Below are 13055 nucleotides of genomic sequence, written 5' to 3' on the forward strand. Positions count from 1 at the left end.
GTCATGACCGCCTCTTCCAACGCCGAGATCGACGCGCTCGCTCAGCGCTTGCTGGACCACAGCCTGCCCAAGGCCGAGTGGACCCACGCCGCGCACCTCACCGCCACCCTGCGGCTGGTCCGCACCCGCGATGCGGGCCTGGAGCGCGACCTGCCGAACATCATCCAGACCTACAATGTCGCGGTCGGCGGAGTGAACGACGACCAGAGCGGCTATCACGAAACCATCACCCAGGCCTATCTGGCCGCTATCCGCGCGTTCGAGACCGCCCTGCCGCCCGGCCTGGACGACGCCGAGGCCGCCCGCCGGCTGCTGGCGACGCCGCTGGGCGACAAGAACTGGCCCCTGACCCACTGGTCGCGCGAGCGCCTGTTCACGCCGGAAGCTCGCCTCGGCTGGGTCGATCCCGACCTCAAGCCGCTCGACCATCCCCCGGCCCGCTGAACGCCGGTTTCCCGGGGATTTGCAATCGCGGCCACGGACCGCTATATGTTTCACATCAGTTATGCTCAATTTCAGCATAACCCCGACGCCGGACCCGGAGCGCAAAGCCCGTGACGGTCCCGGCGTTTTTTGAGGCCCTGGTAATGCTCACTTTGAGCATAACGGAGGATCAGATGGCTGACGGCTTCGCCGCCCCCCACGCGTTCAAGGGGGAATTCACGCCCGAGATCGAGGCGCAGACCGCTTCGATCTGGGACAAGGTCAAGCATCACGTCACGCCGATGGAGTGGCGCACGCAGGCGCCGCTGATCGTCGAGATCAACCGCCTCAAGCGCGAGAAGAACGCCGCCATCCTGGCCCACAACTACATGACGCCGGACATCTTCCATGGCGTCGGCGACTTCGTGGGCGACAGCCTGGCCCTGGCCAAGGAAGCCGCCAAGAGCGACGCCCAGATCATCGTCCAGGCCGGCGTGCACTTCATGGCCGAGACCAGCAAGGTCCTCAGCCCTGAAAAGAAGATCCTGATCCCCGACCTGAAGGCCGGCTGCAGTCTGGCCTCCTCGATCACCGGCGCCGATGTGCGGCTGATCAAGCAGCGCTATCCGGGCGTGCCGGTGGTCACCTATGTCAACACCACCGCCGACGTGAAGGCCGAGACCGACATCTGCTGCACCAGCGCCAACGCCGTGCAGGTGGTCGAGTGGGCGGCCAGGGAATGGGGGACCGACAAGGTCATCCTGATCCCCGACGAGTTCCTGGCCCGCAACGTGGCGCGCCAGACGGACGTCAAGATCATCGCCTGGGCCGGTCACTGCGAGGTGCACAAGCGCTTCACCGTCCAGGACATCGCCGACATGCGCGCGGCCTGGCCGGGCGCGGAAGTCCTGGCCCACCCCGAGTGCCCGGCCGAGATCCTGGAGGCCGCCGACTTCGCGGGCTCCACGGCGGCGATGAACGACTATGTGGCCGCCAAGAAACCGGCCCAGGTGGTGCTGATCACCGAGTGCTCGATGGCCAGCAACGTCCAGGCCGAAAGCCCGGCGACCCAGTTCATCGGCCCCTGCAACATGTGCCCGCACATGAAGCGGATCACCCTGCAGAACATCTACGACGCCCTCGTGCACGAGCAGTACGAGGTGACGGTCGACGCCGAGGTTCTCGACCGCGCCCGCCTGGCCGTCCAGCGCATGATCGACCTGCCGCCGCCGGCCGTTCCGGCGCGGTATGACCTGGTGAAGGCGAAGCATCACGTGGATGTGGAGCTGATTTAGCCTTTGAAACTGTCATCCCGGCCAAGCGCGAAGCGCGCCGAGCCGGGACCGCGGCAAGCGCCCGCGTTCCGACGATCCCGGGTCTTCGCCCGGGATGACAATCGGAGAGCGGAGTGGAGCGTAGAATGATCGAACGCATCACCTTCAACGGTCCCGTCATCCTGGGCGCAGGCCTGGCCGGTCTCACCGCCGCCCTCGCCGCCAAGACGGCGCTGGTCCTGTCGCCGACGCCGCTGGCGAGCGGCTGCTCCAGCGCCTGGGCGCAAGGCGGCATGGCCGCGGCGCTGTCGGGCGACGACTCCCCGGCGCTGCACGCCGCCGACACCATCGCCGCCGGCGCCGGCCTATGCGATCCGCAGGCCGTCGACCTCCTGACCCGCGAGGGGCCGCAGGCCGTCCGTGACCTCGCCGCGCTGGGCGCGCCGTTTGACCGCAAGGCTGACGACAGCTTCGTGCTGAGCCTCGAGGCCGCCCACTCGGCCGCCCGCGTGGCCCGGGTCGGGGGCGACGGGGCCGGCGCGGCGATCATGGCCGCCGTCGTGGCGGCGGTCCGCGCCACGCCGACCATCGAGGTCCGCGAGAACGCCCGCGCCCGCCGTCTGCTGCAGGACGCCACCGGCCGCATCGTCGGGGTGCTGGCGCAGATCAACGGCGCCCTCGTGGAGATCCGCAGCCCCAGCGTGATCCTGGCCACCGGCGGCGTCGGCGGCCTCTACGCCGTGACCACGACGCCCGCGCAAGTGCGCGGCGAAGGCCTGGGCCTGGCCGCCCTGGCCGGCGCGATGATCGCTGATCCGGAGTTCGTGCAGTTCCACCCCACCGCCATCGACATCGGCCGCGACCCCGCACCGCTGGCCACCGAGGCCCTGCGCGGCGAGGGGGCTATCCTGCGCAACACCGATGGCAGGGCCTTCATGGTCGACTACCACCCGGCCAAGGAGCTGGCGCCGCGCGACGTCGTCGCCCGCGCCCTTCACGCCGAGCGCGCGGCCGGTCGCGGCGCGTTCCTGGACGCCACCCAGGCCGTCGGCGCCCACTTCCCGCACGAGTTCCCGGCCGTGTTCGAGGCCTGCATGAGCGCGGGGATCGATCCGCGTCGTGAGATGATCCCGGTCACCCCCGCCGTGCACTACCACATGGGCGGGGTCGCCACCGACCAGGACGGCCGCGCCAGCCTGCCGGGCCTCTACGCCGCCGGCGAATGCGCCGCCACTGGCGTGCAGGGCGCCAACCGCCTGGCCTCCAACAGCCTCTTGGAAGCGGCGGTGTTCGGCGCCCGCGCCGGCCGCGCGGCGGCGGCGGAAGCGGCCAACGGCGGCCCGCCGGTCAGCCTCGAGCCCCTGCCCGACCTGCCCGACGCCGCCCTTCAAGGCCTGCGCCAGGCCATGAGCCGCGACGCCGGCGTAATCCGCGACGCCGACGGTCTGGCCCGACTGCTGGGCGTGATCGAGACGCTGGAAGCCGGCCATGGCCAGGCCCCGATCCTGGCCGCCGCCCGACTTATCGTCACCGCCGCCCTGGCGCGCGAGGAAAGCCGGGGTGGTCACTGCCGCACCGATTTCCCCGCCACGGATCCCGTCGGCGTCCGGACTTTCGTCACCCTCGACGGACGCGAGCCCGGCTTGCGATACGCGGCGGAGTAGGGGTACGTTTCGGGAACGGAGATGCGATCATGACGACATCCGAGCCCGGCCTCGAAGACGGCTCCGTCAGCGAATTCCTGTTCGATTTCGACGCCTTCGAGCAGATGGACCGAGCGGGCCTGTTCCAGCGCGCCATGGGCCGCGTCCAACTCATCGAGGGAAGACTGCTGGAAATGGCGCCCACCTCTTCAGATCACGGCGACACGTCGGGTGAAGCTCTGTTTGCGCTTAAATCCGCCGCCGTCCGGGCTGGCGTTACGGCGGACTTTCGCTTCCTGGTCCACGCCACGCTGAAGATCGGCGAGCACAGCGCCCCCGAACCCGACCTGACGGTCGTGCGGGCTTTCACCGGCCGGACCTATGCCGAGGCGGCCGACGCGGTCCTGGTCGTCGAGGTGTCGATCTCGACGCGCGACGGCGACCTGAAACTGAAGGCGCCGCTCTACGCCAGGGCCGGCATTCCCGAATTCTGGCTGATCGAGCCGGAACAGCGACGCGTGACCGTGTTCCGCGCGCCTCAACCGAACGGGACCTGGGCTTCGACCACGGTCCACGATGACGACGACGCCGTCTCGCCGCTGTTCGCCCCCCAGATCAGCCTCTCGCTGTCGGAGTTGTTTTGACGCTTTCCCCCCTCGACGACCTGCTCGTCCGCCCGATCGTCGACCTGGCTCTGGCTGAAGACCTGGGCCGGGCCGGCGACATCACCGGTCAGGCCTGTATCGATCCCGACGCCCGGCTGTCGGTGGTGTTCGCCAGCCGTCAGGACGGCCGGGTCTCGGGCCTCTCCTGCGCACGCCTCGCCCTGGCGGCGATGGACCCGACCGCGCGCTTCGAGGTCGTGACCCCCGACGGCGCCGACGTGACGCCGGGCGCGGTGCTGGCCCGCGCTGAAGGCAACGCGCGCGCGGTGCTGATCGCCGAGCGCACGGGCCTCAACCTCTTGGGCCGGATGTCGGGCATCGCCACCCTGACGCGGGCCTATGTCCGGATGGTCGAGGGCACGAGCGCCACCATCGTCGACACCCGCAAGACCACGCCCGGCCTGCGGGCCCTGGAGAAGTACGCGGTGCGCTGCGGCGGCGGGGTCAACCACCGCTTTGGCCTGGATGACGCCATCCTGATCAAGGACAACCACGTCGCCGCCTGCGGCGGGGTCGGCGAAGCCGTGCGCCGGGCGCGCGCCCATGCCGGACATCTGGTGAAGGTCGAGGTCGAGGTCGACGGCCTGGACCAGCTGGAGGAAGCCCTCAAGCATGGTCCGGACGTGGTGATGCTGGACAATTTCAGCCTGGCCGACCTGCGCGCCGCTGTGTCCCTGGCCAAGGGCCGGGCGGTGCTGGAGGCCTCGGGCGGGGTGAACCTGACCACCGTGCGGGCCATCGCCGAGACCGGCGTGGACGTGATCAGCGTCGGGGCCCTGACGCACTCGGCGCCGGTGCTGGATATTGGGCTGGACGCGGTTTAGCCCGAGTAGACTAGACCCAAAAAAGACGTGTCATCCCGGACGACCCGCAGGGGCGATCCGGGACCCAGGGGTTGCAAGAGCGCGGTGCGCGCCGCCCCTGGGTCCCGGCTCTCCGCGCTGCGCGCTCCGGCCGGGATGACACGGTTTTCTTATTTAAAACAACCGCATCAGCTCGCGGATGACCATCGCCGCCAGCACGCCGGTGGACAGCACGAACAGCAGGAAGCGCAGGGCCACCAGGTTCACCGAGACCTGCACCAGGCTGTGCAGCACGCGCAGGCCGACATAGACCCAGGCGAAGTGCACGGCCATGCCGTCGGCGTGGCCCGCGACCTGGATGGCCAGGGCGGCCGCGTAGAAGATGGTCGGCTGTTCCATCAGGTGGTTGTAGTTGTCGGCCGCCTGGCGGGCGCCGTCGGGCAGCTTGTCCAGCGAGCCCGGAAACCGGGCGTCCTGCGGCTTGATGCCGGCCTTCTGCATCGCCGGAATCCGCTGGACATACATCCAGAGCCAGATCACCAGCGACCACGCCACCAGCGCCATCACCGGCGCCACCATTGAAGTTTGCAAGACGCCCTCCCAGGCTTTGTTCGTTCCTGGGAGGGATCAGACCAGACAACGGCGTTCGCTAAAAGCCTGACGCTAAGGGAACGCCGCTCCCTAACGACCGACGGGCGGCGGCGCGGGGTACTCGACCTCGCCGGCGTAGCCCAGGGCGCGGGCCCGTTCGGTCATGGTCTTGAGCAGCTCCGGCGAGGCCGGCGCGCGCGTATAGAGGAACACCTTGCGGCGGTCGGGGCTGGCCGAGATGAACCAGGCGCCGGCCGGATCCTGGTCCAGCACCTCGTAGCGCCAGGTGACGAACGGCAGGTACGAGACCTTCAGGCGGCGGTTGACGCCCGGATCCTCGATGACGCCGTCGCCCTTGATGGCGCGGCGCTTGCCGTCGACGCCGCCCTGGCGGCAGTCGTCCTCGACCGCGACGCGGCGTTCATCGATGCGGTTGTAGACCGTGGTGGCGGCCACGCAGCCCTTGGTGATGCGCATCGGCGTGCGGCCCACCTCCATCCAGACGCCCGAATAGTGGCGGGCCGGATCGATCAGCGGCGTTTGAGGTTGCACTGCAGCAGCCTGGGCCAGGGCGAAAAGAGCAATAGCGGTGTTCAGCATGGGGTCACCTCCTGAAAGCCGGTACGCGCGAGGCCTTACGCTGGACGGATCTTGACCGCGATCAAGCCCGCTTTTCTCATAGATGAAACCTATCCCATCTAGAAGTTTTATCAATTGGATCGATTGTGCGGCGCACTATAGACAGCCGCCATTCCTTCCAACCGGAGCGCCTCATGTCGCTGATCAACACCGAGATCAAACCCTTTACCGCCCAGGCCTACAAGGACGGCAAGTTCGTCACGGTCAGCGATGCGGACACCAAGGGCAAGTGGTCGGTCTTCTTCTTCTATCCCGCTGACTTCACCTTCGTCTGCCCGACCGAACTGGAAGATCTCGCTGACCACTACGACGTGTTCACGCGCCTGGGCGTCGAGATCTACGCGGTGTCGACCGACACCCACTTCTCGCACAAGGCCTGGCACGACAGCTCGCCGGCGATCGGCAAGATCAAGTACACGATGATCGGAGACCCGTCGGGCCAAGTGACCAACAACTTCGAGATCATGCGTCCGGGCGTCGGCCTGGCCGACCGCGGCACCTTCCTGGTCGACCCGCAAGGCGTGATCCAATTCATGGAAGTCACCGCCGAAGGCATCGGCCGCAACGCCATCGAACTGCTGCGCAAGATCAAGGCCGCCCAGTACGTGGCCGCCCACCCGGGCGAAGTCTGCCCGGCCAAGTGGGAAGAGGGTGAAAAGACCCTCGCCCCGTCGCTGGACCTGGTCGGCAAGATCTAAGTCTGACGACACTGGCCGCCGCTCCGCCTCCAGCCCGAGGCGGGGCGGCGCGCCCTCTACACGATCTACCCGGTCTACCCGATCGTTCGCCGCGTTCGATCCGCCTCCCCGACAATCGAACATCCCCTTCCACTCCCCTCGCCTTTTTGGGAGCCCGCCATGCTGGACGCCGGTCTGAAAACCCAACTGACCACCTATCTGCAGAACCTGCGCCAGCCGATCACGCTGGTCGCCTCGCTGGACGACTCCAAGGGCTCGGTCGAGATGCGCGCCCTGCTGGACGACGTCGCCTCGACCTCCGACAAGGTCAGCGTCCGCTTCGACGGCGACGACGCCCGCAAGCCCTCGTTCGCGATCGAACGCGCGGCCAATGACGCCGAGGTGCGCTTCGCCGGCCTGCCGCTGGGCCACGAGTTCACCTCGCTGGTGCTGGCCCTGCTGCACGTGGGCGGCCACCCGCCGCGCCTCGACGCCGAGGTGATCGAGCGCATCAAGGCCCTGGACGGCGACTATCGCTTCGAAACCTATTTCTCGCAGTCGTGCCAGAACTGCCCCGACGTGGTGCAGGCGCTGAACACGATGAGCGCGCTGAACCCGCGCATCCGCCACGTCGCCATCGACGGCGCCCTGTTCAAGGCCGAGGTCGAAGAGCGCCAGGTGATGGCCGTCCCGACCATCCTGCTGAACGGCCAGGCCTTCGGCCAGGGCCGCATGGAGGTCGAGCAGATCCTGGCCAAGCTGGACACCGGCGCGGCCGACCGCATGGCCGAAAAGATCAAGGCCAAGGACGCCTTCGAGGTTCTGGTCGTCGGCGGCGGCCCGGCCGGCGCGGCGGCGGCCATCTACGCCGCTCGCAAGGGCATCCGCACCGGTGTGGCGGCCGAACGCTTCGGCGGTCAGGTGCTGGACACCATGGACATCGAGAACTTCATCTCGGTGCCGCACACTGAAGGCCCGAAGCTCGCCAGCGCCCTGGAGCAGCACGTCAAGGACTATGAGGTCGACGTGATGAACCTGCAGAAGGCCGTGGGCCTGGTCCCGGCCAAGACGCTCGGCGGCCTGCACGAGATTAAGCTCGAGAACGGCGCCAGCCTGAAGGCGCGCACGCTGATCCTGTCGACCGGCGCCCGCTGGCGGAACGTCAATGTGCCCGGCGAGGCCGAGTACAAGAACAAGGGCGTCGCCTACTGCCCGCACTGCGACGGCCCGCTGTTCAAGGGCAAGCGCGTGGCGGTGATCGGCGGCGGCAACAGCGGCGTCGAGGCGGCCATCGATCTGGCCGGCATCGTCGCCCACGTGACCCTGATCGAGTTCGACAGCCAACTGCGCGCCGACGCCGTGCTGCAACGCAAGCTGGCCAGCCTGCCCAACGTCAAGATCGTCACCTCGGCCATGACCACCGAGATCCACGGCGACGGCTCCAAGGTGAACGGCCTGACCTACAAGGACCGCACCAGCGACACGGCCCACCGCGTCGACCTGGAAGGCGTGTTCGTGCAGATCGGCCTGGTGCCCAACACCGAGTGGCTGAAGGACTCGGGCGTGGTGCTGACCAATCGCGGCGAGATCGAGGTCGACTATCGCGGCGAAACCTCGATCCCCGGCGTCTTCGCCGCCGGCGACGCGACGGTGACGCCCTACAAGCAGATCATCATCGCCATGGGCGAAGGCGCGAAAGCCTCGCTCAGCGCCTTCGACTTCCTGATCCGCCTGCCGGCGGCGACGGAGGCGCAGGCGGCTTAAGGGTCGCCTGTTGGGCGTGTAAGCGCCCCCTCCGTCACGTCGCGTATCCGCGTCGCGCCACCTCCCCCGTTTTACGGGTGAGGAGGAAGCCGCAACCCTCCTGCCCCGCTTGCGGGGGAGGTGGCGCGCGGCGCAGCCGCGTGACGGAGGGGGCGTTCTTGCGTCCTTCGTAGCCGAACGCCGGCGCCGTAGACCCAGATCCTCCCCCCAGGGGGGAGGAGGCCGAAGGCCGGAGGGGGAAGCGCCGCCGAGCTGACCTCTTCCCCCTCCGTCGGCTTCGCCGACACCTCCCCCGCTAGGGGGAGGATTGGGGCGCCCCCAACAGAAAACGCCGCCCGGGATCGCTCCCGGGCGGCGTCTTTGTGTCTAGGCTCAGCCCAGTTCTTAGAACTGGATGTTGGCGCCCACGAACACCGTGCGACCGCTGGTGGTGAAGTTCCAGAGGCGCTTGGCGCCGGTTTCGCCGAAGCCGTTGTTGAAGCTGTTGACCTGCTCTTCGCGCTCGTCCGTCAGGTTGATGGCGTCCAGCGACAGGCGGATGCGCGGGGTCAGCTGGTAGAAGGCCGCCGCGTCGACATAGGTGGTGGCGTTGAAGGCGCCGCTGTCGATCAGGTAGTCCGAGCGATAGTTGGCCGAGATGCGGCCGCCGTACTTGGCGGTCTCATAGTAGATCGTGGCGTTGGCGTTGACGTCCGAGAGGCCGAAGATGTCGGTCTCCTGGTTCTTGCCGTTGACCAGGTTGATCGTCTTGCTGTCGATCAGGGTCAGGTTGGCCACCGCGCCCATGTTCTTGAGCACGCCCGGCAGGAAGAAGAAGTCGCTCTGGGCCGACAGCTCCAGGCCGGTCAGCTTGGCGTTCCGCAGGTTCACCTGGCGGGTGTAGGAGGCGACATTGGTCGTGGCCGTGACGCCCGGATACAGGCCTTCGGCCAGGCCGGTGCTGGCGTAGCTGACATTGGTCGTCGTCTGGCTGGCGATCAGGCCATCGATGTTCTTGTGGAACACGCCCGCCGTCAGCATGCCGACGCCGCCGAAGTACCATTCGGCCGCCAGGTCGAACTCGTCCGAGGTGTAGGGCTCGAGGTTCGGGTTGCCGGTCGAGACGGTGACGGTCGTGCCGTCGACGCTGACCGAGCCGTTCATCGCATAGGCGCCCAGGGCCGGACGGTTGATGTTCTGGGCCGCGGCCAGACGGATCTGGAAGCGGTCGGAGACCTCCATCACCGCGTTCAGCGACGGCAGCACGCCCGAATAGGTCGTCTTGGCGACCGTCGGGGTGTTGACGCCGCGAACCGCCACGACGCCCGACGAGGTCAGCTCGGTTTCATAGCCGCGCAGACCGGTGTTGCCGCGCACCGGGCGACCCAGGAACTCGCCCTTCCAGTCCAGCTGCAGATAGCCGGCCGTGGTGTCTTCCTCGACCGCGTAGATCGAGCGCGGGGCGCCGAGCGTGCGGGTGACGCCGTACTTGGCCAGCGCCTTGTCCCAGTCGACGATGATCCACGACTGGTCGTCGTGCTGGGTGAAGACCTTGGTCACGCCGTCCAGACGGTTATCCAGCGTGCCCTTTTCCCAGGCCGTGCGGTTCACGTCGTCGGTGGCTTGCGAATAGCCTTCGTTCTTGAAGGCGCGATACGACAGGCCGCCCTTCAGGGTCACGGCGTCGTTGAAGTCATAGGCGCCGTTGAACTCGGCGTTCTTCAGCTCGGTGGTCTGATAGGTGGCCGAGAAGTCGATCTCGTGGGCGCGGTAGTTGTTCGCGTCGGCGGTGTTCCACTTGTAGGTGTTCTTGCCGCTGTCGCCGCGATAGTCGGTGATCAGGCCGCCGAACGCCTCGGTGTAGAACTTGTCCGACACCGGGATGTCGTAGTCCGAGGTCTCCTGGCCGATGTGGCCGTCGAAGCGCAGCTTGTCGGTCACCTTCCACTCGCCGGTCAGCACCAGCTGGTCGAAGGTGTTCTTGGCCGACTGACGACGGGTCTCGGTGGCGAAGACCGTGTTCTCGACATCGGCGTAGATGATCGTGTTGTGCTTGTCGTACTGGATCGAGTTCAGCACCGGCGGGGCGCTGACCAGCGTACCCGAGTGCGGCGTCGCCGCGCCCAGAACCGTCGAGCCGACCGTGGCGCGGGTGGCCAGGTGGATCTCGGTGCGGTCGTTGGTGAACTTGCCGTGCAGGGCGTCGAGCGTCAGGGTGACGTTCTCGACCGGGCGCCATTGGGCGGCGGCCGTGATGCCCAGGCGCTCCTGGTCCGAACCCCACACCGACAGGCGGTTACCGCGCTGGAAGATCAGTTCGCCGTTGATCGCCTTGGCGGCGTCGACCGGGTTCAGGTTGACGACGTTGGCGGCCAGGGCGCGCTGGGTGCCGGCGCCGTAGGTGTTGTAGCCCTGCTCTTCGGTCTTGCGCTTGGAGTAGGCGACCGAGGCCAGGAGGCCGAACTTGTCATCCCAGTTCTTGGCGATCATCGCCGCGCCGCGCGGCTGGGTGTCCTTGGTGGCGCTGTTGGTGCCGGCCTGCAGCGACAGGGCGCCCTTGGTCCCGGCGTAGTCGAACGGCTTGGCGGTGTAGAGACCCACCGTGCCGGCCATGCCGCCCTCGTCCTGCTCGGCCGAGAACGACTTGCGCACGTCGACCTTCGAGAACAGGTCCGAGGCGAAGATGTTGAAATCGAAGGCGCGGTCACGCGAGGTCTGGCCGCGGCTGTCCATCGGCGAGTCGACGTTGCCCAGCACTTCCATGCCGTTCAGTTGGACGCGGGTGAAGTCGGGGCCCAGGCCGCGCAGCGAGACGCGACGGCCTTCGCCGCCTTCGCGGTTGATGGCCACGCCCGGCAGGCGCTGCAGCGACTCGGCCAGGTTCAGATCGGGGAACTTGGCCATGTCCTCGGCGACGATCACGTCCGAGACGATCGCGCTGGTCCGCTTGGCCTCGCGGGCCAGGCCCAGCGACTTACGGAAACCGGTGACAACAACAGCGTCGACTTCGGCTGCGGCGTTGTCGGTGGCGGCGCCCTGAGCTTGGTCAGCGGCGTGCGCTTGGGCGACGGGCGCCAAGGCGGCCATGACCAGATGGGCCGCGCCCACGAGGAGCGCGATCTTGCTGCGAGACATTGGAGTACCCCCTTGTACTGACTCGTACTGGTGTCGGCTGGCGGCGATTGGAAGCGCTGCCGACGGTTGGGCCGGCCAATAGGGATCGTCGATGACTGTGCCGTCTCAACTCGATCAAGGATTGATGACAGCTTTGACAGTCATCCACAGCGCGACGTGAAACCGTCATGCGCCTTGGCTAGGCCTAGGCGCTGTTCTGGAGTCCGCCCATGCTGAACCTGCTCGCCGCCCTCGCCGTCGCCGCCGCGCCCTGCCCCGCCTCGGACGAGAGCCCGGCCTGCGTGCGCCAGCGGATCGACGCCCTGCCGATGACCGACCTGATGGTCGTGGGCACGCACAACTCCTACAAGCTGGCCGTGCCGCCCGAGGAGATGGCGGCCATGGTCGCCGCGCGCGGCCCGGCGGCGCTGGGGATCGACTACAGCCACCGCCCCCTGGCCGAACAACTGGACGCGGGCGCGCGGCAACTGGAGATCGACGTCGTGGCCGATCCGCAAGGCGGTCTCTTCGCCAAGCCGCTGACAGCGCTGGGCAAGGGCGCGGCCCTGACGCCCGAGTTCGCCGCCGTCATGGCGAAGCCGGGCTTCAAGACCCTGCACATGCCTGATGTGGATTTCCGCTCATCGTGCCTGACCTTCGTGGCGTGCCTGCGCGAGGTGCGCGCCTGGTCGGACGCCCACCGCGATCACGCGCCGATCCTGATCATGCTCAACGCCAAGGAAGGCGCGGCGACCATGCCCGGCGGGGTCACGCCCCTGCCCTTCACCGAAGCCCTATTCGACGCCCTGGACACCGAGATCCGCTTGGTGTTCGGCGAGGACCGCCTGATCACGCCCGACCAGGTGCAGGGCAAGGCCAAGACCCTGCGGGAAGGCGTGCTGGCCGGTGGATGGCCCAAGCTCGCGGCGGCGCGCGGCAAGGTGTTCTTCGCCCTGGATGAGAACCCCGCCAAGGTGGCGATCTATCGCGGCCAGCGCGCCTCGCTGGAAGGCCGGGCCATGTTCATCAACACCGACGAGGCCTCGCCCGCCGCCGCCTATCTGACCCTCAATGACCCGATCGCCCAGAAGGAGCGCATCGCCGCGGCGGTGAAGGCCGGCTTCATCGTCCGCACCCGCGCCGACGCCGACACGCGCGCGGCCCGGGTCAATGACACCCGACAGCGCGACGCGGCCCTGACCAGCGGCGCGCAGTACGTCTCGACCGACTACATGTGGGCCGACCCGCGCTTTGCCGGCGGCTACACGGTGCGCCTGCCGGGGAACAAGGTCGCGGTCTGCAATCCGGTGCGCCAGCCGACCGGTTGCGGCGGGCGGGACCTGGAGGGGCGGTAGGGGTCCGCTCTCAATCCACCGACATCACCTTCTCTTGTCATCCCGGCCGGAAGACCGCGTAGCGGGCTGCAGCGCCGGGACCCAGGGGCGACCGCACTGCGCCGGCCCCTGGGTCCCGGATAGCCTCT

10 protein-coding genes and 4 pseudogenes are annotated in these 13055 nt (G+C 68.1%); 10 read left to right on the forward strand and 4 right to left on the reverse strand.

Features of this window, described 5'->3' with window-relative positions; genetic code table 11:
* The first annotated feature begins 3 nt into the window (after positions 1–3).
* The 5 genes from CA606_RS14725 to nadC all read left to right on the forward strand — a co-directional run bounded on the left by CA606_RS14725 (position 4) and on the right by nadC (position 4829).
* Complete coding sequence (locus tag CA606_RS14725; protein WP_096050435.1) at positions 4–444, forward strand: hypothetical protein; 441 nt, start codon at positions 4–6, stop codon at positions 442–444.
* Positions 445–617: 173 nt separating this feature from the next.
* Positions 618–1718, forward strand: a complete 1101-nt coding sequence (gene nadA / locus CA606_RS14730) for a quinolinate synthase NadA (RefSeq protein ID WP_181242606.1) — start codon at positions 618–620, stop codon at positions 1716–1718.
* A 125-nt stretch (positions 1719–1843) separates the two neighbouring features.
* Positions 1844–3361 (forward strand): L-aspartate oxidase, encoded by a 1518-nt coding sequence (locus tag CA606_RS14735; protein WP_096050433.1) that lies wholly within the window; start codon positions 1844–1846, stop codon positions 3359–3361.
* Positions 3362–3390: 29 nt separating this feature from the next.
* Positions 3391–3984 carry a Uma2 family endonuclease gene (locus CA606_RS14740; RefSeq protein WP_096050432.1) on the forward strand — a complete coding sequence of 198 codons (594 nt, stop codon included), beginning with the start codon at positions 3391–3393 and terminating at the stop codon, positions 3982–3984.
* Entirely contained in the window at positions 3981–4829 is an 849-nt protein-coding gene (gene nadC, locus CA606_RS14745; protein WP_096050431.1) for a carboxylating nicotinate-nucleotide diphosphorylase, read from the forward strand. The genes CA606_RS14740 and nadC overlap by 4 nt, the downstream gene beginning before the upstream one ends.
* A 153-nt stretch (positions 4830–4982) precedes the next feature.
* On the opposite strand, the gene CA606_RS14750 is transcribed toward nadC, so the two are convergent.
* Together CA606_RS14750 and CA606_RS14755 are read right to left on the reverse strand one after the other, a co-directional pair.
* The gene (locus CA606_RS14750; RefSeq protein ID WP_012640617.1) at positions 4983–5399 is read right to left on the reverse strand and encodes an MAPEG family protein; all 417 of its coding nucleotides are present in this window, start codon (positions 5397–5399) and stop codon (positions 4983–4985) included.
* A gap of 90 nt (positions 5400–5489) precedes the next feature.
* Positions 5490–5999, reverse strand: coding sequence for a lipocalin family protein (locus CA606_RS14755; protein ID WP_096050430.1), 510 nt, complete (start codon positions 5997–5999; stop codon positions 5490–5492).
* Between the two features lie 173 nt (positions 6000–6172).
* Here CA606_RS14755 and ahpC point away from each other — a divergent pair, with 173 nt between their 5' ends.
* Together ahpC and ahpF are read left to right on the forward strand one after the other, a co-directional pair.
* Entirely contained in the window at positions 6173–6736 is a 564-nt protein-coding gene (ahpC, locus tag CA606_RS14760) for an alkyl hydroperoxide reductase subunit C (RefSeq protein ID WP_096050429.1), read from the forward strand.
* A 159-nt stretch (positions 6737–6895) separates the two neighbouring features.
* Entirely contained in the window at positions 6896–8479 is a 1584-nt protein-coding gene (gene ahpF / locus CA606_RS14765; RefSeq protein ID WP_096050428.1) for an alkyl hydroperoxide reductase subunit F, read from the forward strand.
* A 34-nt stretch (positions 8480–8513) separates the two neighbouring features.
* On the opposite strand, the pseudogene CA606_RS20210 reads toward ahpF, so the two are convergent.
* Positions 8514–8645, reverse strand: a pseudogene (locus tag CA606_RS20210) (hypothetical protein); the annotation flags it as partial.
* A 38-nt stretch (positions 8646–8683) separates the two neighbouring features.
* On the opposite strand from CA606_RS20210, the pseudogene CA606_RS20215 reads away from it, so the two are divergent.
* Positions 8684–8815 (forward strand): annotated as a pseudogene (locus tag CA606_RS20215) (hypothetical protein); the annotation flags it as partial.
* Positions 8816–8863: 48 nt separating this feature from the next.
* On the opposite strand, the pseudogene CA606_RS14770 reads toward CA606_RS20215, so the two are convergent.
* Positions 8864–11724, reverse strand: a pseudogene (locus CA606_RS14770) (TonB-dependent receptor).
* Positions 11725–11802: 78 nt separating this feature from the next.
* Between CA606_RS14770 and CA606_RS14775 the strand changes: the two are divergent.
* Together CA606_RS14775 and CA606_RS20220 are read left to right on the forward strand one after the other, a co-directional pair.
* Positions 11803–12927, forward strand: a complete 1125-nt coding sequence (locus CA606_RS14775; RefSeq protein ID WP_096050425.1) for a phosphatidylinositol-specific phospholipase C1-like protein — start codon at positions 11803–11805, stop codon at positions 12925–12927.
* Between the two features lie 57 nt (positions 12928–12984).
* A pseudogene (locus CA606_RS20220) lies at positions 12985–13047 on the forward strand (hypothetical protein); the annotation flags it as partial.
* Between the last annotated feature and the right edge of the window lie 8 nt (positions 13048–13055).

The organism is Caulobacter vibrioides, from assembly GCF_002310375.3.
In the GTDB taxonomy this organism is placed as follows: domain Bacteria; phylum Pseudomonadota; class Alphaproteobacteria; order Caulobacterales; family Caulobacteraceae; genus Caulobacter; species Caulobacter vibrioides_D.

What these genes read in the sequence shown, in the direction of transcription:
- CA606_RS14775 (WP_096050425.1), top strand. Translation starts at nt 11,803, where the DNA reads ATGCTGAACCTGCTCGCCGCCCTCGCCGTCGCCGCCGCGCCCTGCCCC.
- ahpC (WP_096050429.1), top strand. Translation starts at nt 6,173, where the DNA reads ATGTCGCTGATCAACACCGAGATCAAACCCTTTACCGCCCAGGCCTAC.
- nadA (WP_181242606.1), top strand. Translation starts at nt 618, where the DNA reads ATGGCTGACGGCTTCGCCGCCCCCCACGCGTTCAAGGGGGAATTCACG.
- ahpF (WP_096050428.1), top strand. Translation starts at nt 6,896, where the DNA reads ATGCTGGACGCCGGTCTGAAAACCCAACTGACCACCTATCTGCAGAAC.
- CA606_RS14735 (WP_096050433.1), top strand. Translation starts at nt 1,844, where the DNA reads ATGATCGAACGCATCACCTTCAACGGTCCCGTCATCCTGGGCGCAGGC.
- CA606_RS14740 (WP_096050432.1), top strand. Translation starts at nt 3,391, where the DNA reads ATGACGACATCCGAGCCCGGCCTCGAAGACGGCTCCGTCAGCGAATTC.
- CA606_RS14725 (WP_096050435.1), top strand. Translation starts at nt 4, where the DNA reads ATGACCGCCTCTTCCAACGCCGAGATCGACGCGCTCGCTCAGCGCTTG.
- CA606_RS14755 (WP_096050430.1), bottom strand. Translation starts at nt 5,999, where the DNA reads ATGCTGAACACCGCTATTGCTCTTTTCGCCCTGGCCCAGGCTGCTGCA.